This window comes from Streptomyces sp. TRM68416 (assembly GCF_014596915.1).
In the GTDB taxonomy this organism is placed as follows: domain Bacteria; phylum Actinomycetota; class Actinomycetes; order Streptomycetales; family Streptomycetaceae; genus Streptomyces.
This window is the reverse complement of record NZ_JACVWU010000001.1, coordinates 337,581-360,719: the sequence shown is the minus strand read 5'-3', so window position 1 is coordinate 360,719 and position 23,139 is coordinate 337,581. Positions and strand designations below refer to the sequence as shown.

Sequence of the window (23,139 nt, the reverse complement as noted above, 5' to 3'; positions counted from 1 at the left end):
GTGCGCTGCGGACCGTACGGGGACCACCTGGTTTGCGCGCGCTGTGGGCCGTACAGGGAAACAACCAAAGAAGCATCACCGGGGAGGACCAGCATCATGGGCGTCACGCTCGCCAAGGGAGGCAATGTCTCCCTCTCCAAGGCCGCACCGAACCTCACTCAGGTGATGATCGGGCTCGGCTGGGACGCGCGCTCCACCACCGGAGCCCCCTTCGACCTCGACGCCAGCGCCCTGATGTGCAACGGCGGGCGGGTGATGGGGGACGAGTGGTTCGTGTTCTACAACCAGCTCAAGAGCCCGGACGGCTCGGTGGAGCACACCGGCGACAACCTCACCGGCGAGGGCGACGGCGACGACGAGTCGCTGCTGATCGACCTCTCCAAGGTGCCCGCCCAGTGCGACAAGATCGTCTTCCCGGTCTCCATCCATATGGCCGACGAGCGCGGCCAGACCTTCGGGCAGGTCAGCAACGCCTTCATCCGGGTGGTGAACCAGGCCGACGGCCAGGAGCTCGCCCGCTACGACCTCAGCGAGGACGCCTCCACCGAGACGGCGATGATCTTCGGTGAGGTCTACCGCTACCAGGGCGAGTGGAAGTTCCGCGCCGTGGGGCAGGGATACGCGTCCGGGCTGAGGGGCATCGCCCTGGACTTCGGGGTCAACGTCTCATAACGCGTTATGAGCAAAAGCAGGTACCCGGCGGGACGGGCGGCGGGGCCGACTAGACTCCGGCTTCAAAAGTTCGTAAAGCCGAGTACGGCACGGGGGATACCCGTACACACAGGATTGGGTAGCCAGTGGTTCTGAAAACGTTCGGCTGGTCGTTCGCGGTCACCGCGCTCGGCCTCGTCGCCGCGTTCCTCTTCGGGGGGTGGACCGCCTTCGGTGTCGTGGCGATCCTCTCCATCCTCGAAATCTCGCTGTCCTTCGACAACGCGGTGGTCAACGCCGGGATCCTGAAGAAGATGAATGCCTTCTGGCAGAAGATCTTCCTCACCATCGGCATCCTGATCGCCGTCTTCGGCATGCGACTGGTCTTCCCCGTCGTCATCGTCGCCGTCACGGCCTCGATGGGCCCGATCGAGGCCGTCGACCTCGCGCTCACCGACAAGGACCGGTACGAGCAGCTCGTCACCGACGCCCACCCGTCCATCGCGGCCTTCGGTGGCATGTTCCTGCTGATGATCTTCCTCGACTTCATCTTCGAGGACCGGGACATCAAGTGGCTCGGCTGGCTGGAGCGGCCGCTGTCCAAGCTCGGCAAGGTCGACATGCTGTCGGTCTGCGTCGCGCTGATCGTCCTGCTGATCACGTCGATGACCTTCGCGACCCACGCCCACCTGCACGCCGGCCCCGCCGACAAGGCAGAGACGGTTCTCCTCTCCGGTATCGCCGGTCTCATCACGTACATGATCGTCGGCGGTCTCTCCGGCTACTTCGAGGACAAGCTGGAGGAAGAGGAGGAGCGCGAGCACGAGGAGGAGGAAGAGGCCGCCCGCTCCGGCAAGCCGCGCTCGGCCGTCGCCCTCGCCGGCAAGGCCGCGTTCTTCATGTTCCTCTACCTCGAGGTCCTGGACGCGTCCTTCTCCTTCGACGGAGTCATCGGCGCCTTCGCCATCACCAACGACATCGTGCTGATGGCGCTCGGCCTCGGCATCGGCGCCATGTACGTCCGTTCGCTGACGGTCTACCTGGTCCGCCAGGGCACCCTCGACGACTACGTCTACCTGGAGCACGGCGCGCACTACGCCATCGGCGCCCTCGCCGCGCTCCTGCTGATCACCATCCAGTACGAGATCCACGAGGTCATCACCGGCCTCATCGGCGTCTTCCTGATCGGCGCCTCCTTCTGGTCCTCCGTGCGCCGCAACCGCGCGATCGCGGCGGCCGAGGGAAAAGCTGAGACCTCGGACGAGAAGACCGAGGTGTCGTCCGGGGTGTGACAGCCCTCCGAGTGAGGAACGCTCTGTGCGGGGCGGCCGGGCCTCTGGCCGCCCCGCCGGTTTTCCAAGGGAACGTGGGGGCGGGAATGGGCTTGTTGGACGGACTGCTCTGGAGCGGGCGCGCCGCCCAGTTCGACTCGGGCAGCGCGTCGACCAACGCGATCGAACTGACCAAGCGGCACGGCCAGGTCTCCCTCACCAAGCAGGACGCGGCCACCGGCCACCTCCGGGTCAACCTCAACTGGCGGATGCGCAGCTCCGACATAGGCGGGCCGCAGCGGGAGAGTCTGCTGCGGCACCCGTTCAAGGCGCTGAAGCCGCCGGAGGTCGTCGGACACAGCCAGAGCATGGTCAACGTCGACCTGGACCTCGGCTGCCTGTACGAGCTGGCCGACGGCACGAAGGGCGTCGTCCAGCCGCTCGGCGGCCTCCTGGGGGACATCAACTCACCGCCGTACGTGAAGCTCAGCGGGGACGACCGGTTCGGGTCGGCGTCCGGCGAGACCATGTACGTCAACCTCGACCAGCGGGAGAGCATCAAGCGCCTGCTGGTCTTCGTGTACATCTACGACCAGACACCGGCGTTCGATCGCACACACGCGATCGTCACCCTGTACCCGAGCAACGGGCCGCGCATCGAGATCGGCCTGGACGAGCGGCAGCCGCAGGCCCGCTCCTGCGCCGTGGTGATGATCGAGAACGTGAAGGGCGAGATCCTCGTCCGGCGCGAGGTGAAGTTCGTGTACGGATTCCAGGCGGAGCTGGACCGCCTCTACGGATGGGGACTGCAGTGGGGGCGCGGCTACAAGACGAAGGCGGACCGCTGACCCCGCCCCCGACGCGCCCCTCTACCGCCCGATGAACTGCGGCCCCTGCGGCGGCATCCGGAAGTCGCCCGCCGGGGCAGCGGCCGGGGCCGCGGCGGGCGGGTAGCCGTAGCCGCCGTAGGCGGGCTGCCCGGTGGGCTGGGGGTAGCCGTAGGCGGGCTGGGCCGTCGGCGGGGTTTGCGGGGCCTGCGGGGCCTGCGGATAGCCGTAGGCGGGCTGGGACGGGACGGCCGTCGTCGGCGCCTCCGGAGGGAGCGGCTGCGACAGGGGCTCCTCCTCCTGGGCCGCCGTCTCCGACTCGTCCACCGAGATGCCGAAATCGGTCGCCAGGCCCTTCAGACCGTTCGAGTAGCCCTCGCCCAGGGCCCGGAACTTCCAGCCCTCCCCACGCCGGTACAGCTCGCCGCAGATCAGGGCGGTCTCCTCGCCCGTCTCCGGCTTGATGTCGAAGTAGGCCAGCGGCTCGCCGTCGGCGACGGCCGCGTCGTACAGCAGGATGCGCAGCCCGGGTACGCGGTCGAAGGTGACGTCCTCCGCCGAAGCGACCAGCAGAATCTGGCTGACGTCGGGCTCGACACCGGCCAGATCTGTCTGGATCGTATCGGTGGGGCCTTCGGCGTCCCGCTTCATGCCGAGCCGCCGTACCTGCCCGGAGGGATGCCGGGGCTGGTTGTAGAAGACGAAGTCCTCGTCGGAGCGCACACGTCCGTCGGGGCCGAGGAGCAGCGCCGAGGCGTCGACCTCCGGGACCCCCTGCCCGGGCGTCCAGCGCAGCACGGCCCGTACGGCCGCGGCTTCGAGCGGGACGTTCGACCCTTTCAACATGGCGTGCGTCATGCCGTCATCCTGCCCTCTCGGTAGTGATCACGACAACGCGGGGGTACATGATCACCTGACTGTCCGCAACCGCGTTACCAGGAATTCATGCCCTGCGGGAACCCCTGACACGGGTCTCTACGTACTATTACCGGCCACCTGTGAACGGATCACAGGAATCACTCAGCCGCCACGGGGGAGTCTTATGCGTCATTTCGGGCACATCGCCCCTGGGGTGCGGCAGCGCCTCTTCCACCAGGAGCCCTGCGTCTTCGACGCGGACTCCCCGGCCCGCCTGCTCTCCACCGCCCTGGGTGCCACCCTCTACAGCCCCGCCACCCGGCCGCGGCTGGCGGACGACATCCTCAAGCAGGCCGACCGAGGCGTGGTCTCGATGGTGCTGTGCCTGGAGGACTCCATCGGCGACCAGGACGTGCCGGCCGGCGAGGAGAACCTCGTCCGCCAGTTCACCGACCTCGCCGGCCGCGACCGGGACGAGCTGCCCCTGCTGTTCATCCGGGTCCGCCACCCCGAACAGATACCCGACCTCGCACGACGTCTCGGCCCCGCGGTCCGGCTGCTGTCCGGGTTCGTGCTGCCGAAGTTCACCGAGGAACGCGGCATCCCCTTCCTGGAGGCGCTGACGGCCGCCGAGACGGCGAGCGGACGGCGCCTGTTCGCCATGCCCGTGCTGGAGTCCCCCGAGCTGCTCTACCGCGAGTCCCGCGTGGAGACCCTGGAGGGGATCTTCCGGGCCGTCGACAAGTACCGTGAGAGAGTGCTCGCGCTCCGGCTCGGCGTCACCGACTTCTGCTCCTCCTACGGCCTGCGCCGCGCCCCCGACATGACGGCCTACGACGTCCAGATCGTCGCCTCCGTCATCGCCGACGTGGTCAACATGCTCGGCCGCGCCGACGGCACCGGCTTCACCGTCACCGGACCGGTGTGGGAGTACTTCCGCGTCCAGGAGCGCATGTTCAAGCCCCAGCTGCGCCGCAGCCCCTTCCTCGAGGGCCAGGCGGAGGAACTGCGCGAGGCCCTCATCGAGCACGCCATGGACGGCCTGCTCCGCGAGATCGCCCTCGACCAGGCCAACGGCCTGACCGGCAAGACCTGCATCCACCCCTCCCACGTACTGCCCGTGCACGCGCTGTCCGTGGTCAGCCACGAGGAGTTCAGCGACGCGCAGGACATCCTGCGGCCCGAGCAGGGCGGCGGAGGCGTCCTGCGCTCGCAGTACACCAACAAGATGAACGAGGTGAAGCCGCACCGCGCCTGGGCCGAGCGCACCATGCTCCGCGCCGAGGTCTTCGGTGTGGCCAACGAGGACGTCGGATTCGTCGAGCTGCTCGCCGCCGGCATCGCCGACTGACACCCGACAACCCAAGGGACGCATGAACAAGGCAGTGAACAACGGGGTCTGGTCCGGCAGCTGGGTCGCCGAGCGACTCGGCGTCGCACTCGACGGCGACGAACAGCTGACGGACCTGCTGGGACTCGCGCTGCGCCGCAACCCCAAGCGGGCCCACCTGCTCGTCTCCCACGTCCTCGGCAAACACGTACCGCAGTCACCCTCCGTGGTCTACGGCTACGGATTCACCCTCGGCCGACGCGTGCGCGACCTGCTGGGCGACCGCGCGGCGGCCTCGGCGGTCGTCCTCGGCTACGCGGAGACCGCCACCGGCCTCGGCCACTCCGTCGCCGACGGCCTCGCTCTCGCCCCCTACCTGCACTCCACCCGCCGCCCGGTGGCGGGCGTGCCCCAGGCGGGCGGCTTCGAGGAGTCCCACAGCCACGCCACCTCCCACCTGCTGCTGCCCGAGGACCCCACCCTGCTGGCCGGTGACGGCCCCCTCGTCCTGGTCGACGACGAGTTCTCGACCGGCAACACGGTCCTCAACACCATCCGGGACCTGCACGAGCGGTACCCGCGACGCCGGTACGTCGTGGTCGCCCTCGTGGACATGCGCTCGGCGGCGGACGCGGGCCGGCTGGAGGACTTCGCGCGGGAGATCGGCGCGAGGGTGGACCTGGTGGCGGCGGCGAGGGGGACGGTACGGCTGCCGGAGGGGGTCCTGGAGAAGGGCCAACGGCTCGTTGCGGAGTACGAGGACATGTCCCGCCCAGGGGCGCGGGGCTGTGTTGAATCTGCGGCTACCGCCGCGCGGGCGCGACAAGCCCCCACCGGCCCGCAGCCAACGACCATGCGAGTAGACCTCCGCTGGCCCCCCGGCCTACCGGACGGCGGCCGCCACGGCTTCACCCCACACCACCGAATACGCCTGGAAACCGCCCTCCCCACCATGACAGCCCGCCTCGCAGAGGCACTCCCCAAAAATGCGCACCGAGTGCACATCCTGGGCTTCGAAGAGCTGATGTACGCCCCCCTCCGCCTCGCCCGCGAGCTGGAGCAGATCACCGACGCCGAGGTCACCTACTCCACCACCACCCGCTCACCCGTCCTCGCGGTCGACGACCCCGGCTACGCGATCCGCAGCCGCCTCGTCTTCCCCGCCCACGACGACCCGGCCGACGGCCCCGGCGACCGCTACGCCTACAACGTCGCCGGCGCCGGCTTCGACGCCGTGGTCGCCGTGGTCGACTCGGCCGCCGACACCCCGCACCTGCACGCCCCCGACGGCCTGCTCGCGCAGCTCGCGGCGCACACCCCCCGGGTCGTCCTCGCGGTCGTCCCCTCGTACGTACCCGAAAGGCCCTCGATGCTGCCCGAGCCCCTCCGCGGCCCCGCCTTCTCCTCGTACCCGCCCGAGGAGGTCGGCTGGCTGCTCCAGGACCTCTCGGAGGTGACCCTGGAGGCGCCCACCGAGGAGCGCGAGGAGGCCATCCAGAGCGGCGGCGCGCACTACGCCGAGTCGCTGCCGGTGGAATACCAGCCGAGCGCGCAGTACCAGGAGCTGTTCCAGGCGGCGCTGGAGGCGTCCGCGGCCCGCCTCGCCCAGGCCGTCGGCGCGGTCACCGAGGTCGTCCTCGCCGAGCGGTCCCCGCACCCGGTGCTGGTCTCGCTGGCCCGCGCCGGCACGCCGGTCGGCGTGCTGATGCGCCGCTGGGCCGAGCACCGCCACGGCCTGGACCTGCCGCACTACGCGGTGTCCATCGTGCGCGGCCGCGGCATCGACGCCAACGCCCTGCGCTGGCTGGCCGCCCACCACGACCCCCGCGACGTCGTCTTCGTCGACGGCTGGACCGGCAAGGGCGCCATCACCCGCGAACTGGCCGCGGCCATCGAGGAGTTCGAGGCCGCCGAGGGCGTCACCGGCTTCGACCCCGAGATCGCGGTGCTCGCCGACCCGGGCTCCTGCGTGCGCACGTACGGCACCCGCGAGGACTACCTCATCCCCTCCGCCTGCCTCAACTCCACCGTCTCCGGCCTGATTTCCCGCACGGTCCTGCGCGCGGACCTGGTCGGCCCGCACGACTTCCACGGCGCCAAGTTCTACCGCGAACTCGCCGGCGCCGATGTGTCGGTCGACTTCCTCGACGCCGTCTCCGCCCGCTTCACCGAGGTCGCCGACGCGGTGGACGCACAGGCCAAGGAGCTGCTCTCCGCCGACCGCACCCCGACCTGGGAGGGCTGGGCGGCCGTCGAGCGCATCAGCGAGGAGTACGGCATCCACGACGTGAACCTCGTCAAGCCCGGCGTCGGCGAGACCACCCGGGTCCTGCTGCGCCGCGTCCCGTGGAAGATCCTGGCGCGCGCCGGAGCGGGCGCCGACCTGGACCACGTACGCCTGCTGGCCGAACAGAGAGGGGTTCCGGTGGAAGAGGTGGCCGAACTGCCGTACACCTGCGTGGGGTTGATCCACCCCAAGTACACGCGGGGCGCGACGGGCGCCGACGGCAGGGCGGTGATGGTCTGATGCCGGTGCTGGTGGCGAGCGACCTCGACCGTACGCTCATCTACTCCTCGGCGGCCCTCGCGCTGACCATGCCGGACGCGCGGGCGCCCCGGCTGCTCTGCGTCGAGGTGCACGAGAGCAAGCCGCTGTCGTACATGACCGAGACGGCCGCCGGGCTGCTCACGGAACTGGGGGACGCGGCCGTGTTCGTGCCGACGACGACCCGGACCCGTAAGCAGTACCAGCGCATCAACCTGCCCGGTCCCGCGCCGACTTACGCGATCTGCGCCAACGGCGGGCACCTGCTGGTGGACGGTGTCTCGGACGCCGACTGGCACGCGCGCGTGCAGGCGCGCCTCGCCGAGGAGTGCGCGCCGCTGGCGGAGGTGCGCGACCACCTGATGGCGACGGCCGACCCGATGTGGGTGCGCAAGCACCGGGTCGCCGAGGACCTCTTCGCCTACCTCGTCGTCGAGCGCGAACTGCTGCCCGGGGACTGGGTGAAGGAGCTCGCGGTGTGGGCGGAGAACCGCGGCTGGACGGTCTCACTCCAGGGCCGCAAGCTCTACGCCGTCCCCAAGCCGCTGACCAAGAGCGCGGCCATGCGCGAGGTCGCGCGGCGGACCGGAGCCGACCTCACGCTGGCCGCCGGCGACTCCCTCCTCGACGCCGACCTGCTCCTGGCGGCGGACCGCGGCTGGCGCCCGGGTCACGGCGAACTGGCCGACGACGGCTGGACGGCCCCGGCGATCACGGCACTGCCGGAGCGGGGGGTACTGGCGGGGGAGAGGATCCTGCGGGAGTTTCTCAGGGCGTCGAGGACGCCCACGTAGGACCGACCCCGATCAGCCGCAGCAGCCCCCGCCGCAACACCCGCCACCCGCCTGGGGTGCGGGCGCGGCGGGGCCCGCGGCCGTCCCGCCCACCGCCACCGCCGACAACAACTTCACCGTGTCCTCATGCCCGGCAGGACACACCGCGGGCTCGGACGACCGAGCCATCGGCCGACTGACTTCGAACGTGTCACCGCAGCTTCGGCAGCGAAACTCATAGCGAGGCATGCCGAACAGGTTAACCGCCTGGCGCTTCGCTGGAGGTGCCGTGATGTGTCGTCGTTCGGCTGCGGGCGCGTCGTGGCTGGTCGCGCAGTTCCCCGCGCCCCTATGGGAGCGCTGCCGAACCGCAGTCGACTGCTTCGCCGGTCCGCCTAGCCGCCGGAGGCCCCCCGCTCCTCGCGGATCTGCGCGACCACCCGGGCCACCGTCCGGCGTACCGCTTCCGTCTCGGTCAGGAAGTGCCAGTAGTCCGGGTGGCGGCCCTCCAGCGTGCCGATCGCGCGCTCCAGGCGGGCCACCGAGTCGTCCAGCGGCCGGGCGTGCCGGGGATCCGGGGTATGCCGTCCGGCCATGGCCAGCCGCTGCGCGTCGCGGATCGCGAACCGGGTCCGGTCGATCTCCTGCTGCGGATCCTTCTGCACGGCGTTCAGCCGCTGGAGCCGGTCGCCCGCGGCCGACACCGATTCGTCGGTGGCGTTCAGCAGCGCCCGGACCGTCGACAGCAGGGCGGTGGCGTCCGGCCAGCGCTGCTCGTCCCGCGCGGCCTGCGCCTCCCTCAGCTTCAGCTCCGCCTGCCGGACGTTCTCGGCGGCATGGTCCGGCACCGACTGGAGGTCCTGCCAGCAGGCCGCCGTGAACCGCCGGCGCAGCTCGCTCAGCACCGGCTCGACCTGCTCGGACCGGGTGGTCAGGGCCTGGGCGCGGGTGCGCAGGGAGACCAGCCGGTGGTCGATCTCCGCGGCCCGCTCCGGCAGCCGCTCGGCCTCCGCGCGGACCGCCCCGGCCTCCCGCGCGACCCGCTCGGCGCGCTCCAGGGTCTGCGGCACGCCGTGCTGCCCCGCGCCCTGGTTCAGCTTGGTCAGCTCCGGCCCGAGCGCGGCGAGCCGGGCGGCGAGGTCGTCCGCCTTCAGCCCCGAGCCGCGTACGGCGTCCAGGGCGTCGGAGGCGGCCAGCAGGCCCTGCCGGGCGCGCTCCACCGCGGGCGCCAGCCGGGCCAGCTGCGTCTCGGCCTTGCCCAGCAGCGGCCCGAGCCCGTCGGCGAAGCGGTCCAGCTCCTGCTTGACCCGGCTCAGCTCCTCCTTGGCCCGGCTCAGCGCGGTCCGCGCCTGCGCGGCGGCCGAGGCGTCCAGGTCGTCACGGTCGAGGTCGTGGGCGTCGACCGCCTGGATGTACTGGTGGCTGGCCTCGTCGATCCGCCCGCTGATCGCCTGGAAGTCGCTGACCGCGCGGCGGGCGGCGGGGGAGTCGTCGACGGCCGTGATGGTCTCTATCGAGATCCGCAGATCGCGCTGGGCGGTGTCGAGTTCGTAGAACGCGGCCGCGGCGGCGTCCTTCGCGGCCTGAGCCTCCGCCCGCTGGTTCTCCGCCCGTCCGCCGAACCAGCGCCGGGTGCCGCCGCCGGCGAACGCGGCGGGCAGCGCGAGGGCGGCCAGGAGGGGGAGGGCGACGAGGGCGACGGCATCACCGAGCACCCGGAGGCGTGCGCGCGGCACCAACGGCGAGTCCGACTGCGAAGGTGTCGCCGTCACATCCCTCTCCCGTGCTGTGGTCAGCCCTGCCGGTTCATTCTCCCACCGGTTTAGGACGAACACACGGGCCTGTTAGTTCGCGGTTCTGACGGTGACTTTCCCGTCGGCGGAACGCGCGCTCACCACATGGGCACTGTTCTCGTCCCGCGGAACGGACACATCGACCGCGCCGTCGTCCGTCGTGGCGGTCACCCGGTAGGCCGCGCGCGGCAGCTCGACGGTCACGGAACCGTCGTTGCTGCGGGACTCCACCAGGTCCGGTACGACGCCCAGTTCGAGGTGGACCGAGCCGTCACCGCTGCGGGCGCGCACCTCGCGCGAGTCGACGGCGGCGCGGACGGAACCGTCGTCGCTGCGCAGGTCCAGCGGCCCGCTGGAGTCGGCGACCCGTACGGAACCGTCCTTGGTGTGGATGCTCAGCGCGTCCTCGAAGCCGGACGCCCGCACGCTGCCGTCGTCGCTCCGCACGGTGACGGCGATGCCGCGCGGCACCTCGATCCGGTGCCTGGCGGAGCAGTCGGCGATCACACCGGAGCAGTTCATGCGCAGCGTCAGCCGGTCGTCCGCCATCTTCCAGCTCACCCCCGGCTCGTCGCCGGCGATCACCTTGCCCTTGAACCAGCGGGTGACCTCGACCTTCCCCTCCGGGGCGTCCGCCACGGCGACGATCTCCACCGCCGAGTCGTCGGCGTCGACCGTGAGCGTACGACCCTCCAGGGCGAAGCCGCGGCGATCGGGATGCTTGTCGTCCTCGGCGCTCGAACAGGCGGCGAGCCCGACGAAGAGCAGCGCGACGACCCCGGTGACGGCGACGGCACGGGCAGGAACGGTACGGGTCATGACGGTCTCCCCCTGATGGCTGCGGCGGTACTCCGACCGTATGGACCCGGCGAGCCCGAGGGCATCCGGGACGCTCCCGGAACAAGGGTGGGGCTAACCCCAGGTCGATCCCCGAGAACGGGTTTGCCGGACAGCGCCCCCGGCAATGTAGGCTGTCGACTCGTCCTGGGCACACAGCCCGGGCCACGGGTGCGTAGCTCAGGGGTAGAGCGCCTGCCTTACAAGCAGGATGTCGGCGGTTCGAAACCGTCCGCGCCCACAGACACCGAACAGCAGGTCAAAGGCCCTCATCAGGGGAGGCCCTCCGTGGGTTCGCGCGAGAGGGCCGAGGACACCGGCACGGATCTTGACCGGCAGGACTGGGGTGCCACGCGCTCCTGGGTGGAGAAGGGGCTGTCCGAGGCCGAGCACATCGAGAAGGTCGTGCTGTTGCGCGGCGGCTGGACGTCGCAGATGCGCCGCTTGGACCTCCGTGGCCCGGCTGGCCGACGCTCACTCGTCCTGCGATCCTTCGTCAAGCCGTTCTTCGTTCGGCATGCGGAGGGCCTGCTGACCCGTGAGGCGACCATTCTGCGCTTGCTCGGTGACACGGACGTGCCCGCGGCCGCACTCGTGGCGGTGGACGCGACGGCGCAGTACTGCGACCACCCCTCCTTGCTGATGTCTCTTCTGCCGGGGACCGTGCGCTTGGGCGATGCGGGTGCCGATGAACGTGCTGAGCTGCTGGCGCGGCAGCTGGTGCGTATCCACCGGCTGCCGGTGACCACGCAACAACGGCCTCGCACCTACCAGGCTTGGGCCTCTCCCGAGCGAGTGACTCCGCCCGCCGCCACCGAACGGCCTGAGCTCTGGCAGCGGGCCGTCCACGTCATCCGCCGCGAACCCCCGGCCTATCAGGGGTGCTTCCTGCACCGGGACTTCCATCCCGGCAATGTCCTCTTCACCGGCACCGACGACGATCCTCGGATCAGCGGGGTCGTCGACTGGGTCGAGACTTCCTGGGGGCCGGCCGACTTGGACGTGGCTCATTGCTCGACGGCTCTCGCCCTGCTGCACGGGGTTCCCGCGGGGATGAGCTTCGCCGATCGCTACGTCGCCGCGGGAGGAACCCTGGCCGAAGACGGCACCGCGCATCTCTACTGGCGGCTGCTGGATGCGCTGGGTTTCGCGCCGGACGCGGAGAAGGTCGCTGTCCCCTGGCGGGAACTGGGCCGCCTCGATCTGACAGCCGGTGTCCTGGCTCAACGGCTGGAGGGATACATCGCCTCCCTTTTCAGCCGCTACGCCTGAAGGGCCGTAGCTGCGGGTTGGTCGGGATGATCCCGCAGTGGTTCAGCAGGTCTCGGTGTCCTTGACCGCGTACAGGGTTACGAGCGTGTCCGTGGGGTGGTTGCCGGGCTCGGGGTCCTGGCTGCACACGGTCCAGTTGCGGTCGAGGACCTGGAGGCGGCCCTGGCCGCTGGCGTCCTGGTCGTCGAGGGCGTAGAAACCGGCGGCCTGTGCTTCGTCCTGCGCGGCCTGGAGGTCCATGCCGACGAGGTTGGGCAGCGTCGCGGTGTCCGCCTCGGTCTCGTCGGTGCCGGGGGCGTCCGAGGGGGCTTCCGTGTCGGTCCCGGTGGCGCCGCCGTCCTGCTCGGTCCGGCCGCTGGTGTCCTCGGCGCTGGTGTCCTCGGCGGTGGTCTCCGGCTTGCTGGGACCCTCGTCGGTGCTCGCGCAGGCGGTGAGTGCGAGCAGTGCTGCTGCGGCGAGTGCGGCGGCGATGGTGCGGATGCGCATGGTGTCCCCCCACGGACGGTGTGTGACCTATGGGGCCAGCATGGGCCGTGTGCGGATCGCGTGCGGATGGAGTGGCGCCCCTGTGACACGAATGAGTGTCGAAGGAGGCGAACATCCGCACGGTGGCGGGCCTTCGAGGGTTCTGGGGCCGGGTACGCCGGAGGTGCGGCCGGGTGGATCCGGACGCCGTGGCGGCGGCCGGGGCCTTCCGTGCGTCCCGCTAGCCCGCGTTGCGGGGTGTCCGGCCGCGTATCTCCAGGCCGGAGAGCAGTTCCGCGGTGGCCTGGGCGATGGTGTCGACGGCGTGGTCGAAGACCTCCTGGTTGTGGGCGGCGGGGGCCCGGAAGCCGGAGACCTTGCGTACGTACTGCAGGGCGGCGGCGCGGATCTCGTCATCCGTGGCCTCTTCGGGCAGGGCGGGCGGGCGGAGTGTCTTGATGCTGCGGCACATGTCTTCAGTCTGGACCCCGGGTCTGACAATCCGCTCCCGGCCGCCGCCGGCCTCTGTCATGATCGCTTCGAGGCGGCCACCGAACCGGGGTCGACCGACGAAGGGATGGACAACCATGTCCGAAGGCAAGAACCTGGACGGCAAGAACCTCACCGTGGCGATTCTCGGGCCCGGCGGCATCGGAGGGCTCCTCGCCGGACTCCTCTCGCGGTCCGGCCACCGGGTGATCTGCCTGGCCGGCGAGGAGACGGTCCTTACCCTGCGCGCGGACGGGGTGCGGGTGCGCAGTGGGCTCTACGGGGACTTCCGGGCGGGCGTCGAGGCGGACACGGAGCTGCGGGAGCCCGTGGACGCATGTCTGGTCGCCGTCAAGCACACGGCCCTGGACGCGGCGCTGGAACGCGTACCGGCCGAGGCGCTGGGCGACGCCCTCCTCGTACCGTTCCTCAACGGCGTCGAACACCCCGCCGCCCTGCGCGCCCACCACCGCGGCGACCTGGTGGCCCCGGCGGTCATCCGCGCCGAGTCGCACCGGGTCGCCCCCGGCGTGATCGAGCACCCCAGCCCCTTCGCGGAGATCGACCTGACCGGTGACGGGGTCCCCCGCGCGCGGCTCGACGCGCTGGCCGCAGCCCTGGGGGCGGCCGGTCCGACCACGCGCGTCCTGGAGGACGAGACGGCGGCACTGTGGGCGAAGATGTCGTTCCTCGCGCCCCTCGCCCTGCTGACGACCCGTCATGCGCTGCCGCTGGGCGACGTGCGCACCCGGCACCGCGAGGAGCTGACGGCCCTGGTGGAGGAGACGGCGGCGGTGAGCCGCGCGTGCGGCGGACCGGCCGACCCGGCCCAGGCCCTCGCCCGCTACGACGCCTTCCCGCCGCAGACCAAGTCCTCCATGCAGCGCGACGCCGAGGCGGGGCGCCCGCTCGAACTGGACGCGATCGGCGGCGCGTTGCTGCGCGCGGCCGAGCGCCACGGCGTCGCCGTGCCGGTCACCACCCGCCTGGTGCGGGAGCTGCGGGCCGCCGGGCACTGACCCCGGCGCCCGGCGGTGCACGAGCGACGGCAGCCACCACCGTCGCCGTTGCCGCCACGAGGAGGGAAGCCCCCGGATCGCCTTGAGGCCCCGCCCAACAGGGCGATCCGGACGGTGAAGGAGAACGAGACCGTGGCCGCCTACGGCCGAAAGCCGCTGTGGCCGACGTCGTCGCGGGAGTTCAGTCGTCCGAACAGCACCGGACCGGGGAAGACCAGCGGCGCGAGCAGCACGAACAGCATGGCGCGCGCCGCCGGAGAACCCCGCCGGCTGCGCACATCGCGGAAGGCCCGCCGGGCCGTCGGGACCAAGGGGCGGCGCTCGGTCACACCCGTACGCGTGAACCACTCGAAGCGGCTCGCCTCTCGAAATCGAACAGACGTAGCATTGCGGCGTGGCTACGACCTATGACTTTCCGAGTGACCTCCTCGCCGGTCAGGAGGAGCTGCATCAGGTTCGGGCCGAGTTGTCGGCCCTGTTGAAGCGGCTGCCCTGGTCGGTCGAGCCGCTGGACGGTTTCAGTGACGACAACGGCTGGCGCAAGGTCGAGCGTCCCGCCTCACCCGGGTGGACGGCCGACGAGCAGGCCGAGGTGGAGAAGCTGCGGCGGCGCGAGCACGAGCTGGCGGTGTTCGTGAGCGGACACAGGTTCTGGGCGGAGGTCGCCGCGGCCGAGCGCGTGGAGGCCCGTACGCGGCTCAAGCACGCGCACGAGAGCTGACGGAGGGGCGGCTACGGCTGGGGCTGGGCCGGACGCCGCCGGACCACGTACGTAGCCCCCGCGCCCGCGACGGCCAGCGCGCCCACCGACACCGCCGTGGCCAGCCAGCCCTTGCCCATCCACTGGGCGCCGAAGTAGCCCAGCGCCACGCTGTACGTGGCCCAGGAGAGGCCCGCTAGGGCGGACCAGGGCAGGAAGTCGCGGGCGCGGCGATGGGCGGCGCCCGCGCAGAGGGAGACCACCGAGCGGCCGGCCGGGGCGAAGCGGGCCACCACGACGAGGGCGCCGCCACCGCGGGCGAGGGCCGCGCCGAGACGTTCCTGCGCGGATCTGACCCGCCGGGAGCGGGCGATGGCGTGGGCGCCGCCGTGCCAGGCGAGGCGGTAGGCCACCAGGTCGCCGAGGACGGATGCCGTGGCCGCGCAGAGCGTCAGCGCCAGGATGTCGGGGACCTCCGCCCCCGTACCCGCTGCCGCCGCCGTCGCGGCCATGATCACCAGGACGCCGCTCGGCAGGACGGGCAGGAACACGTCCAGCAGGATCGACAGGGCCACCAACCCATAGATCCATGGGCTTGTGGCCAGTGATCCAACACTTTCGAAACTTTCCAGCACCCCGACTCCCCGTTTCCCCCGCGGCTGTACAGCGTACGCCGTACGGGAGTGACGGATGGTTCATGGGGGGCCCGTGTGTTCAACACGTGATGTTCACCCGGCTGCCGGTCCCCGGGGAGCGCGGGCCGCGACTCTCCCGTAGCACGGGAGCAGGGGGCGCACACAGACGTGAGGAACTCATCATGGTGGCAGGCATATGCGCGGGCGCCCTGGTCGCGGCCGTGCTCGCCGCCGGTGCCGACAACGGCGGCACCGGCGGGTACTCGATGCGGACGGACGCCCGGTTCGCGCCGCCCGGCGCCTTCGTTCCGTCGGCGGCGGTGACGTACGACATGGAGCTCGTCCCGGCCGCCTCGTGGATCGAGGTGAGGCAGCACATGGCGCCGGTCGGCGGTGCGACGACCGTCGGGCTGCGGGTCACGGGCATGAAGCCCGGACACGCGTACGGCGTCCATGTGCACACCCACCCCTGCGGCGCCGACCCGGCCGCCGCCGGCGGCCACTACCAGCACGTGATCTCCTCGCACGCCGACCACGTCAACCCCGAGAACGAGGTCTGGCTCGACTTCACCGCCGACGAGCACGGCGCGGGTGCGGCCCGCGCCCGGCACGGATGGGGCTTCCGGCAGGGCGAGGCCGCCTCCGTCGTCCTCCACGACGAGCCGGGCGGCAAGGGCACACGCGTGGGCTGCTTCACGGTGCCCTTCGGCTGGGTCGCCTGACGCGTCAGGCCGCCACGGGTTCCGCCGCCCGCTCCTCCCGCCGCACCGGCGTCCGGCGCTTCGCGAACAGGCGGTCCAGGCCGAACGCGCCGGAGCCGGTGAAGATCAGCAGGAACATCGCCCAGCAGTACATCGCGGCACCCTCACCGCTGTTCTCGATCGGCCACAGGGCGCTCGGCTGGTGAACCTTGAAGTAGGCGTAGGCCATCGCGCCGGAGGAGATGAACGCGGCGGCGCGGGTGCCCAGGCCGAGCAGGACGAGGCTGCCACCGACCAACTCGATGACCGCCGCGTACCAGTTGGGCCAGGCACCCGCGTCGACGGTCCGGCCGCCGAACGCACCGAAGAGCTTGGACGCGCCGTGGCAGGCGAAGAGCAGGCCGACGACGATGCGGAACAGCCCGAGGGCGTACGGCTGGGCGCTGTTGAGGCGTCCGGTCATGTGGAGGGCTCCTTGGGGACGTAGGAACGGGGGACGTGGGGAGGGACGTTCCTGGTGGGGCCCTCCACGCTAGGCAGGCCCCACCGATGCTTGCTAGTTCAACATTCGGTCGCGAATGAGCCCCGGACTACGGCGCCCTCGTGGTCATCGCCGCACGTGGAGCGGTTCTCACCGGCACATCGACGACCGAAAGTGTGTCCGAAATCCACGCTGGTCGGAGCCCGGCACCCGGTGGGGCGGCCGGACGAACCGGCCGGATCACGGGGCGAGTTCGGACTCCATGACCGTCCGCAGCCGCGGCCCCGCGCCGCCCCGCCGCGCCCTGGCCCGCTCCAGCCGCAGCGACGCCGAACGTCCGCGCAGCGTCAGCGTCATCAGTTGGTTGCCGAACCACGGTCCGCCCGTGCGCCGCCACTCGACGGCCGGGCGCTGCACCCCGCCGTGCCCGGCGATCCAGCGGCCCAGCGCCCGCGCCGGCGCGCTCCAGCCGAAGCGGAAGCCGAGCCGGATCCACAGCGGCACGGAGTTGTGCACGGGAGAGCAGGTGAGCTGCACGACCCGGGCGTCGGGCACCCCCTCGGACCACGTCGGCTCCGCCACGTAGGCGTGATGGACGTCGCCCGACAGCACGCACACCGTCGCCGGCGCCCCGGGACCCGACCCCGCCTCGCGGACCAGCTCCGCGAGCGCGTCGAACGACGCCGGAAACGCGGCCCAGTGCTCCAGGTCCGCCCGACGCCGCAGATCCTCCCCGAACCGCGCCCAGCGCGCGCCCCGTTCACCCCGGCACAGCGCCGCGTCCCACGCCTCGGCGTCGTGCACCAGATGCGGCAGCAGCCAGGGCAGCGAGGTGCCGACGAGGAGATGGTCGTAGGAACCGGCTCCCGTCAGCGTCTGTGTGCGCAGCCACGCGGCCTCGGCCGGGTCGAGCATCGCCCGTCGCTCCTCGTCGAGGACGCGGGCCGCCCGGGTGTCCACCATCAGCAGCCGTACGCGCCCGAAGTCGCGGCGGTAGCTCCAGCGGACGGAGGCCGGGTCGGCGTCGGCCCGGCAGGCGAAGGCGCGCAGCGCGTCGGTGCCGTCCGGGCTCCGGCGTACGGCGGCGTAGAGGGGGTCGGCGGCCAGCTCGGCCGGGGAGAGGTTCCCCAGGTGCTGGTGGACCCAGTACGACATCAGGCCGCTCAGCAGCCGCTCGCGCCACCACGGGGTGGCCCGCATGTCGGCGAGCCAGGCGGCGGAGGTGTTCCAGTCGTCGATCACGTCGTGGTCGTCGAAGATCATGCAACTGGGCACGGTGGACAGCAGCCAGCGGACGCCGGGGGCGAGCCAGGACTCGTAGTAGAGGCGGGTGTACTCCTCGTAGTCCGCCACCTCGTCGCCCGGCGGGTCGCGCAGGTCGCGGCGGGCGGCGAGCCAGCGGCGGGTGGCCTCGGAGACCTCGTCGGCGTACACCTGGTCGCCGAGCAGCAGCAGGACGTCCGGGCGGGGGGCATCCGGGTCGGCCGTCATACGGGCCGCCAGGGTGGCCAGGGCGTCGGGTCCCACCGGGTCCTCCCCGCCGTCCGGCGAGGCGGCCCAGTGGCACGAGCCGAAGGTGACGCGGACCGGGGCGTCCACGGCCGGCGTGCGGATCTCGGAGGGCGGGAAACGGGAGTCGGGCGGCGGCCACGCGCGCGTGCCGTCCAGGAACACCTCGTACGCCTGCGAGGTGCCCGGTGCGAGGCCGGTCACCTCGATCAGCGCGTAGTGATGGCCGGCGATCTGGAAGGTGCGGGACGTGCCGTGGGCGCCGTGCGCGCCGCGTACCTCGGCGGTGCACGGGCGGCTCGCCTCGACCCACACGGTGGCGGACGAGTGGTCGGCGTATCTCAGCAGCGGTCCCAGGCGCAGATCGGCCATGGTGATCCCCCTCACTCCGTCGCCCCGTACGGTACGGAACGACGGAGGCCGGTGGGGAGGTTCCGGGACGGGCGGGATCAGCAGGCGTTGAGGTAGCCGGTGAGCGCGCTCTTCTCGGCGGAGTCGACCGAGAGGCCGTAGTAGTACTTCACCTGGACCCAGGCGCGGACGTAGGTGCAGTGGTAGGCCGTGCGGGACGGCATCCACTCGGCCGGGTCCTTGTCGCCCTTGGCCTGGTTCACCCTGTCGGTGACGGCGATGAGCTGGGGGCGGGTGAGGTCGTTGCCGAAGGCCCGGCGCTGTGTGGTGGTCCAGGCGCCGGCGCCGGAGTCCCAGGCCTCGGCGAGCGGGACGAGGTGGTCGATGTCGATGTCCGAGGCGGCGGTCTGGGTGGCTCCCTCGAAGGGGGAGTACCAACTGCCGCTGACGGAACGGCACTCCGAGTCGGTGACGACATTGGAGCCGTCGCGCACGAGAACCGTCTCGCGGGTGTTGCAGGTGCCGCTGATGGTGATCCAGTGCGGGAAGAGGTCGCGGCTGTAACCGGTGCGGTTCTCGGTCGCCACGGTGAGCGAGGCGAGGTAGCCGCGGGCGGTGGCGGCGCTGACCGGGGTGGGCAGGGCGGCGGAGGCGGTCGGGCCGTTGAAGAGCCCGACGGAGGCTATGAGGCCGGTCAGGGCCGCGAGTATGCTCAGCCGTTGACGCGCGTAGAACCTGGGCATGCGAACTCCCTTGAGCGGTGGGGGTGTTGGGCGTGAGGGGCATGGACATGCTCGCCACGCCGTATTGCGGGGAGGTATGCGTCGCGTGAGAAGTTAATGACGCGGACATGACATGCCAAGGCTGATGACAAGGTTCATGACAAAGTCTGCGTGAAACGATCACGTACGATGGATGACGCGTGAAGGGGAGTAGCTCTTCGCCCGACAACTTTCGTTTACCACTGTTCTCGGCTACCGTCGCGCCATGCCCATCGCGCCCGAGTTCCTGCACCTCGCCTATCCGGACCAGGAGTTCCCCGCCTACCTGTACGGTCGCGCCTCCCGCGACCCGAAGCGCAAGGGGCGCAGCGTCAAGTCCCAGCTCGAAGAAGGCCGCACCCTCTGCCTCGACAACAACTGGCCCATCGCCGGCGAGTTCAAGGACGTCGACCGCTCGGCCTCTGCTTACGCGCGCAGGAAACGCGACGAATTCGAGGAGATGATCGAGGGCATCGAGAAGGGCGAGTGCCGCATCCTCGTAGCCTTCGAGGCCTCCCGCTACTACCGCGACCTTGAGGCGTACGTACGCCTGCGCCGTGTTTGCAAGGAGACCGGCGTACTGCTCTGCTACAACGGCGAGGTCTACGACCTGTCCAAGGGGGCCGACCGCAAGGCCACTGCCCGTGACGCGGTCGCCGCGGAAGGCGAAGCTGACGACATCCGCGAACGCAACCTGCGCACCACCCGCCAGAACGCCAAGCGTGGCGGAGTGCATGGGCCGGTCCCCGACGGCTACAAGCGCCGCTACGACCCGGACTCCGGGGACCTCATCGACCAGGTACCCCACCCCGAACGGGCCGCGCTGATCACCGAGATCTTCCAGCGCGCCGCGGCCGCGGAACCGCTGGCCGCCATCTGCCGCGACCTCAACGAGAGAGGTGAAACGACTCACCGGGGCAAGCCCTGGGCGCGTCACCACCTGCACGCCATCCTGCGTAACCCCGCCTACATCGGGCACCGCCGCCACCTGGGCGTCGACACCGGCAAAGGCCTGTGGGCACCCATCTGCGACGACAAGGACTTCCCGGAGACGTTCCGGACGGTCCAGGAGATCCTGGCGCTACCCGGCCGCCAGTTGTCCCCCGGCCCCCAAGCGCGGCACCTGCAGACGAGCATCGCTTTGTGCGGCGAATGCCCCGAGGAACCGCCGCTGCGCTCCGTCACCATCCGCGGCCGCACCAACTACAACTGCTCGGCCCGCTACGACGTCGCGCTGCGCGAGGACCGCATGGACGCCTATGTCGAGGAGTCCGTCATTACCTGGCTCAGCTCCGAACGGGCTGTAGCTGCTTTCGACGATGCCGGTGACGACGAAAAGGCCCGCAGAGCCCGGATCCGGCTGAAGGCCCTTGAGGGCCAGCTGAAGGACGCACGCAAGAAGGCCCGGACCCTGCGCGAGGACGGGAAGGGGATGCTGCTGTCCATCGACTCCCTGGCCGAACTCGAAGCCGAACTCACTCCTCAGATCGAGAAGGCGCGGACCGCATCCCAGCCGGCGCACGTACCCGAGATCCTCCGGGAGCTGATCGGCAAGCCGCGGCCCGACGTCGACCGCGCCTGGAACCTCAAGCTCACGCTGCCGCAGCGCCGCATGATCCTTCGGCTCGTCGTGACCGTCCGATTGTTCAAAGCGAGCCGCCGCGGTGTGCGGACGATCGAGCCGGGCCGGATCACGCTGTCGTTCTTCGGCGAGCCCGGCTTCAAGCCGGCGGCGAGAAGCCGGGCATGACCGTTACGCCGCCGCCAGCGGGCTTCCCGGCATGGTGAGGACCGGCGCCGGACTGGTGGCGGTCGGCATGGGCCGGCGATTGAACCAGCACTGGATCCAGAGTCCGTCTCCGGCCAGTCTGAGGTGGAGATCGTTCATGGCGTTCTGCAGCTGCGGGGTGCATGCGTCCTCGTCGACGAGCATGACGCAACTGCCGTCCTCCTCGATGCAGACGACGACCCGGCCCGAGGGCAACATGTGACCTGGGACGCGTTCCCAGCGCGAGACAGCCTTCATGAGCCCTTGAGCCGGGCGCCGCGCCTGGTTACTACCGGTCCATCTTTGCCGCCAGGAGCCGTGAACGACCTGGTGACTGGCCAGCCGCGTGATCCCGGCGACAAGCCTTCGGCTGCCGTGCCCGGGCGCGAACAGGACCTCGGCTTGATTGCCTGGCAGGTCCCGGATGTCAGCGACGCAACCGTCCGGAATCTCACCGCGCGCCGCGGTCCGGTAGCTCACCTGTATGTGTGGCCTGTAGGACATTCGTCCCCCCATGTGCGCCGCGCTGCCGCAAGGCGTGCGGCAGCGCGGGAATCAATCCTTCCGCTGCCACGCGGGGCACCATCATGCACAGGGCGAACACTTTTGGCCACAATTTCTTCACGCTCTGTTATGGAGGTGCCCTCAACTGCGTTGATGCGGTGACGAGTTGGGAGCTGCGAAGATTTTCAGCCATCCCGTCGCTGCGGAGACTTGCGGTACAGGCGCATTAGCTCCTGCATCTTCGCGGCGTCCTCGGCGCTGGGGTCGCCCTCCATCAGGCCCCGGACCTGACCGTCGCCACTCCATACCGTGTGAACGTCCGTGAACTGAACGCCGGCCGCTTCCTGTGCCTGGTTCGGATCCAGATGCAGAACGGCGACCAGCGCATCCAACTGGGGGTACTCCGGGTGCTCGTCCGGCGCTAGCGCCGCCCGCTCCAGGCGATCCAGCCAGTCCGCCTCGACCAGGCGCTCTCCCTTGGCGTCGACCGTCGCGGCCGCCACCGCCTCCAAACTCAACCCAGCTTCGGCGCGGCCCAAGCGAACCAGGTCGGAGAGGTCCGTGCGGCGCGATCTGGCGCGGGGTGTGCTACCCGCATTCGGCGAGGGCTGCTCGCTCTCGAACGGCCGCTCGGCGTCGAGGTCCTGACGCACGAGCCGCATTGCCTCGTTCACGTCGTCGGGTTTCATCCCCAGCTCCTTCGCCGAGGCGCGCACCATGCGCCGCAAGGCCTCGCTGGGTGAGATCGCCTCGGCGGATGGCGACTCGTGCTCGGCCTCCCAGGCCTCAACCGTGGTCGGCATGCCGCCGTTCAGTACCGCGTACACGCTGCCGGGCATCCAACGGAGGATCTCGTCGAGAGCCCGCGCGGTGAGCTCCGTTGGCTTGGAATCGCCGCGACGGATTGCTCGCAGCGCCTCGTACGAGATGCCTGCACCCTTCGCGACGTCGCGCCAATTCAGGCGGAGTTCGAGGCGGCGCTGATTCATCGCCTCGTCCAACCGCTCGTGCGGTTCCGGCATTGGCACCCCTTCTGACCAGCAAAACACAGGCTAGCGCAACTTAACGCAATGCGTCAGCCGACGTTGTTTGTGTCTACCTGCTGCCACTTGCTTGCTCAGTTGTGCTTACTTGCGTTAGCTTGTGGGGCATGCCAAGCGAAGTGACAAGTCGAGTGAAGCAGCAGCGGCTCCGGCGCGGCATGACCCAGCAGGATCTGGCCGATAAGTGCGCACAGGCCGGCGTGTCCGTAGATGAGTCGCAAATCAGCCGGATTGAGCGCGGCATCTTCATGCCGCGTCCACGTCTTCGAGCCGTCCTGGCCGAGCTTCTGGAGCTCGACATCGACGACTTCGAGCAGATTCGCCAGCCGGACATCGAGATGTCCGGGAGTGCGGCGTGACGCGCGAGGAGCGGTACCGGATCCTCAGCCCGGCTGAGATCGCGGATGCCCGCGCCCAGGCCGAACGCGCGCTGAACACGGTCGGCATCCCACCCGAGTTGATCGACGCGCTGCGGCCGATCCTCGCCCCTGCCGCCGCAGCCCTGGCGGCCGAAGACGCCGCTATCGAGGCGGCCACCGCGGCTTAGCCCGCACAA

Annotated in this window: 26 protein-coding genes and 1 tRNA gene; 14 read left to right on the top strand and 13 right to left on the bottom strand. The window is 70.7% G+C overall.

All coding sequences use genetic code 11. The annotated features are described in order from the left end of the window. The first annotated feature begins 96 nt into the window (after positions 1-96). The 3 genes from ICC28_RS01710 (at position 97) to ICC28_RS01700 (ending at position 2,770) form a co-directional block, all read left to right on the top strand. Positions 97-672, top strand: coding sequence for a TerD family protein (locus ICC28_RS01710; protein WP_188286540.1), 576 nt, complete (start codon positions 97-99; stop codon positions 670-672). 125 nt (positions 673-797) lie between these two features. Then, positions 798-1,943, top strand: a complete 1,146-nt coding sequence (locus ICC28_RS01705; RefSeq protein WP_188286539.1) for a DUF475 domain-containing protein — start codon at positions 798-800, stop codon at positions 1,941-1,943. Positions 1,944-2,029: 86 nt separating this feature from the next. Next, positions 2,030-2,770 carry a Tellurium resistance gene (locus ICC28_RS01700; RefSeq protein WP_188286538.1) on the top strand — a complete coding sequence of 247 codons (741 nt, stop codon included), beginning with the start codon at positions 2,030-2,032 and terminating at the stop codon, positions 2,768-2,770. Positions 2,771-2,791: 21 nt separating this feature from the next. Here ICC28_RS01700 and ICC28_RS01695 read toward each other — a convergent pair whose 3' ends face one another. Then, complete coding sequence (locus ICC28_RS01695) at positions 2,792-3,607, bottom strand: TerD family protein (RefSeq protein WP_188286537.1); 816 nt, start codon at positions 3,605-3,607, stop codon at positions 2,792-2,794. A 184-nt stretch (positions 3,608-3,791) separates the two neighbouring features. Here ICC28_RS01695 and ICC28_RS01690 point away from each other — a divergent pair, with 184 nt between their 5' ends. The 3 genes from ICC28_RS01690 to ICC28_RS01680 are packed head-to-tail and all read left to right on the top strand — an operon-like array spanning position 3,792 to position 8,276. Then, positions 3,792-4,958, top strand: coding sequence for an HpcH/HpaI aldolase/citrate lyase family protein (locus ICC28_RS01690; RefSeq protein WP_188286536.1), 1,167 nt, complete (start codon positions 3,792-3,794; stop codon positions 4,956-4,958). A 22-nt stretch (positions 4,959-4,980) separates the two neighbouring features. Further along, on the top strand, positions 4,981-7,464 hold the full coding sequence (locus ICC28_RS01685; protein WP_188286535.1) for a phosphoribosyltransferase: 2,484 nt from the start codon (positions 4,981-4,983) through the stop codon (positions 7,462-7,464). Next, positions 7,464-8,276: an HAD family hydrolase gene (locus tag ICC28_RS01680; RefSeq protein ID WP_188286534.1), complete on the top strand. Its 813-nt coding sequence runs from the start codon at positions 7,464-7,466 to the stop codon at positions 8,274-8,276. The genes ICC28_RS01685 and ICC28_RS01680 overlap by 1 nt, the downstream gene beginning before the upstream one ends. A gap of 12 nt (positions 8,277-8,288) precedes the next feature. Here the strand turns inward: ICC28_RS01680 and ICC28_RS01675 are convergent, their stop codons facing one another. From ICC28_RS01675 to ICC28_RS01665, 3 genes are all read right to left on the bottom strand, one after another. Further along, positions 8,289-8,504: an FmdB family zinc ribbon protein gene (locus tag ICC28_RS01675; protein ID WP_188286533.1), complete on the bottom strand. Its 216-nt coding sequence runs from the start codon at positions 8,502-8,504 to the stop codon at positions 8,289-8,291. 146 nt (positions 8,505-8,650) lie between these two features. Beyond that, entirely contained in the window at positions 8,651-10,027 is a 1,377-nt protein-coding gene (locus ICC28_RS01670; protein ID WP_188286532.1) for a hypothetical protein, read from the bottom strand. Between the two features lie 72 nt (positions 10,028-10,099). Beyond that, a complete protein-coding gene (locus tag ICC28_RS01665) occupies positions 10,100-10,867 on the bottom strand; it encodes a DUF4097 family beta strand repeat-containing protein (RefSeq protein WP_188286531.1) in 768 nt (255 codons plus the stop codon). A gap of 187 nt (positions 10,868-11,054) precedes the next feature. On the opposite strand from ICC28_RS01665, the gene ICC28_RS01660 reads away from it, so the two are divergent. Then, positions 11,055-11,126, top strand: a tRNA-Val gene (locus ICC28_RS01660). Positions 11,127-11,173: 47 nt separating this feature from the next. After that, the gene (locus ICC28_RS01655; protein ID WP_188286530.1) at positions 11,174-12,157 is read left to right on the top strand and encodes a phosphotransferase family protein; all 984 of its coding nucleotides are present in this window, start codon (positions 11,174-11,176) and stop codon (positions 12,155-12,157) included. Positions 12,158-12,199: 42 nt separating this feature from the next. Here ICC28_RS01655 and ICC28_RS40265 read toward each other — a convergent pair whose 3' ends face one another. Continuing rightward, on the bottom strand, positions 12,200-12,643 hold the full coding sequence (locus tag ICC28_RS40265; RefSeq protein ID WP_223188182.1) for a PASTA domain-containing protein: 444 nt from the start codon (positions 12,641-12,643) through the stop codon (positions 12,200-12,202). A gap of 220 nt (positions 12,644-12,863) precedes the next feature. Continuing rightward, complete coding sequence (locus ICC28_RS01645; RefSeq protein ID WP_188286529.1) at positions 12,864-13,094, bottom strand: DUF2277 domain-containing protein; 231 nt, start codon at positions 13,092-13,094, stop codon at positions 12,864-12,866. Positions 13,095-13,209: 115 nt separating this feature from the next. Between ICC28_RS01645 and ICC28_RS01640 the strand changes: the two genes are divergently transcribed. After that, on the top strand, positions 13,210-14,130 hold the full coding sequence (locus tag ICC28_RS01640) for a ketopantoate reductase family protein (RefSeq protein WP_188286528.1): 921 nt from the start codon (positions 13,210-13,212) through the stop codon (positions 14,128-14,130). A gap of 140 nt (positions 14,131-14,270) precedes the next feature. On the opposite strand, the gene ICC28_RS40260 is transcribed toward ICC28_RS01640, so the two are convergent. Beyond that, entirely contained in the window at positions 14,271-14,459 is a 189-nt protein-coding gene (locus ICC28_RS40260; RefSeq protein WP_223188181.1) for a hypothetical protein, read from the bottom strand. A 65-nt stretch (positions 14,460-14,524) separates the two neighbouring features. Here ICC28_RS40260 and ICC28_RS01635 point away from each other — a divergent pair, with 65 nt between their 5' ends. Then, positions 14,525-14,851, top strand: coding sequence for a hypothetical protein (locus ICC28_RS01635; protein WP_188286527.1), 327 nt, complete (start codon positions 14,525-14,527; stop codon positions 14,849-14,851). A gap of 11 nt (positions 14,852-14,862) precedes the next feature. Here ICC28_RS01635 and ICC28_RS01630 read toward each other — a convergent pair whose 3' ends face one another. Beyond that, a complete protein-coding gene (locus ICC28_RS01630; protein ID WP_188286526.1) occupies positions 14,863-15,465 on the bottom strand; it encodes a DedA family protein in 603 nt (200 codons plus the stop codon). 182 nt (positions 15,466-15,647) lie between these two features. Here ICC28_RS01630 and ICC28_RS01625 point away from each other — a divergent pair, with 182 nt between their 5' ends. After that, complete coding sequence (locus tag ICC28_RS01625) at positions 15,648-16,187, top strand: superoxide dismutase family protein (protein ID WP_188286525.1); 540 nt, start codon at positions 15,648-15,650, stop codon at positions 16,185-16,187. A gap of 4 nt (positions 16,188-16,191) precedes the next feature. On the opposite strand, the gene ICC28_RS01620 is transcribed toward ICC28_RS01625, so the two are convergent. From ICC28_RS01620 to ICC28_RS01610, 3 genes are all read right to left on the bottom strand, one after another. Next, positions 16,192-16,629: a DoxX family protein gene (locus tag ICC28_RS01620; RefSeq protein ID WP_188286524.1), complete on the bottom strand. Its 438-nt coding sequence runs from the start codon at positions 16,627-16,629 to the stop codon at positions 16,192-16,194. Between the two features lie 258 nt (positions 16,630-16,887). Then, on the bottom strand, positions 16,888-18,528 hold the full coding sequence (locus ICC28_RS01615) for an alkaline phosphatase D family protein (RefSeq protein WP_188286523.1): 1,641 nt from the start codon (positions 18,526-18,528) through the stop codon (positions 16,888-16,890). Positions 18,529-18,605: 77 nt separating this feature from the next. Next, the gene (locus ICC28_RS01610) at positions 18,606-19,250 is read right to left on the bottom strand and encodes an HNH endonuclease family protein (protein WP_188286522.1); all 645 of its coding nucleotides are present in this window, start codon (positions 19,248-19,250) and stop codon (positions 18,606-18,608) included. Positions 19,251-19,494: 244 nt separating this feature from the next. Here ICC28_RS01610 and ICC28_RS01605 point away from each other — a divergent pair, with 244 nt between their 5' ends. Beyond that, positions 19,495-21,018, top strand: a complete 1,524-nt coding sequence (locus tag ICC28_RS01605; protein ID WP_188286521.1) for a recombinase family protein — start codon at positions 19,495-19,497, stop codon at positions 21,016-21,018. A gap of 3 nt (positions 21,019-21,021) precedes the next feature. On the opposite strand, the gene ICC28_RS01600 is transcribed toward ICC28_RS01605, so the two are convergent. Both ICC28_RS01600 and ICC28_RS01595 read right to left on the bottom strand, forming a co-directional pair. Then, a complete protein-coding gene (locus ICC28_RS01600) occupies positions 21,022-21,516 on the bottom strand; it encodes a hypothetical protein (RefSeq protein WP_188286520.1) in 495 nt (164 codons plus the stop codon). A 209-nt stretch (positions 21,517-21,725) separates the two neighbouring features. Then, a complete protein-coding gene (locus ICC28_RS01595) occupies positions 21,726-22,562 on the bottom strand; it encodes a helix-turn-helix domain-containing protein (protein ID WP_188286519.1) in 837 nt (278 codons plus the stop codon). A 128-nt stretch (positions 22,563-22,690) separates the two neighbouring features. On the opposite strand from ICC28_RS01595, the gene ICC28_RS01590 reads away from it, so the two are divergent. Together ICC28_RS01590 and ICC28_RS01585 are read left to right on the top strand one after the other, a co-directional pair. Beyond that, positions 22,691-22,942 (top strand): helix-turn-helix transcriptional regulator, encoded by a 252-nt coding sequence (locus ICC28_RS01590; protein WP_188286518.1) that lies wholly within the window; start codon positions 22,691-22,693, stop codon positions 22,940-22,942. Next, positions 22,939-23,130: a hypothetical protein gene (locus tag ICC28_RS01585; protein ID WP_188286517.1), complete on the top strand. Its 192-nt coding sequence runs from the start codon at positions 22,939-22,941 to the stop codon at positions 23,128-23,130. Before ICC28_RS01590 ends, ICC28_RS01585 begins: the two co-directional genes overlap by 4 nt. Positions 23,131-23,139: the final 9 nt, after the last annotated feature.

Excerpts from the sequence above, each read along its gene's own strand:
- ICC28_RS01625 (WP_188286525.1), top strand. The coding sequence starts at position 15,648 with ATGGTGGCAGGCATATGCGCGGGCGCCCTGGTCGCGGCCGTGCTCGCC.
- ICC28_RS01680 (WP_188286534.1), top strand. The coding sequence starts at position 7,464 with ATGCCGGTGCTGGTGGCGAGCGACCTCGACCGTACGCTCATCTACTCC.
- ICC28_RS01695 (WP_188286537.1), bottom strand. The coding sequence starts at position 3,607 with ATGACGCACGCCATGTTGAAAGGGTCGAACGTCCCGCTCGAAGCCGCG.
- ICC28_RS01700 (WP_188286538.1), top strand. The coding sequence starts at position 2,030 with ATGGGCTTGTTGGACGGACTGCTCTGGAGCGGGCGCGCCGCCCAGTTC.
- ICC28_RS01665 (WP_188286531.1), bottom strand. The coding sequence starts at position 10,867 with ATGACCCGTACCGTTCCTGCCCGTGCCGTCGCCGTCACCGGGGTCGTC.
- ICC28_RS01615 (WP_188286523.1), bottom strand. The coding sequence starts at position 18,528 with ATGGCCGATCTGCGCCTGGGACCGCTGCTGAGATACGCCGACCACTCG.
- ICC28_RS01685 (WP_188286535.1), top strand. The coding sequence starts at position 4,981 with ATGAACAAGGCAGTGAACAACGGGGTCTGGTCCGGCAGCTGGGTCGCC.
- ICC28_RS01645 (WP_188286529.1), bottom strand. The coding sequence starts at position 13,094 with ATGTGCCGCAGCATCAAGACACTCCGCCCGCCCGCCCTGCCCGAAGAG.
- ICC28_RS01595 (WP_188286519.1), bottom strand. The coding sequence starts at position 22,562 with ATGCCGGAACCGCACGAGCGGTTGGACGAGGCGATGAATCAGCGCCGC.
- ICC28_RS01610 (WP_188286522.1), bottom strand. The coding sequence starts at position 19,250 with ATGCCCAGGTTCTACGCGCGTCAACGGCTGAGCATACTCGCGGCCCTG.
- ICC28_RS01620 (WP_188286524.1), bottom strand. The coding sequence starts at position 16,629 with ATGACCGGACGCCTCAACAGCGCCCAGCCGTACGCCCTCGGGCTGTTC.
- ICC28_RS01710 (WP_188286540.1), top strand. The coding sequence starts at position 97 with ATGGGCGTCACGCTCGCCAAGGGAGGCAATGTCTCCCTCTCCAAGGCC.
- ICC28_RS01640 (WP_188286528.1), top strand. The coding sequence starts at position 13,210 with ATGTCCGAAGGCAAGAACCTGGACGGCAAGAACCTCACCGTGGCGATT.
- ICC28_RS01690 (WP_188286536.1), top strand. The coding sequence starts at position 3,792 with ATGCGTCATTTCGGGCACATCGCCCCTGGGGTGCGGCAGCGCCTCTTC.
- ICC28_RS01605 (WP_188286521.1), top strand. The coding sequence starts at position 19,495 with ATGCCCATCGCGCCCGAGTTCCTGCACCTCGCCTATCCGGACCAGGAG.
- ICC28_RS40265 (WP_223188182.1), bottom strand. The coding sequence starts at position 12,643 with ATGCGCATCCGCACCATCGCCGCCGCACTCGCCGCAGCAGCACTGCTC.
- ICC28_RS01590 (WP_188286518.1), top strand. The coding sequence starts at position 22,691 with ATGCCAAGCGAAGTGACAAGTCGAGTGAAGCAGCAGCGGCTCCGGCGC.
- ICC28_RS01675 (WP_188286533.1), bottom strand. The coding sequence starts at position 8,504 with ATGCCTCGCTATGAGTTTCGCTGCCGAAGCTGCGGTGACACGTTCGAA.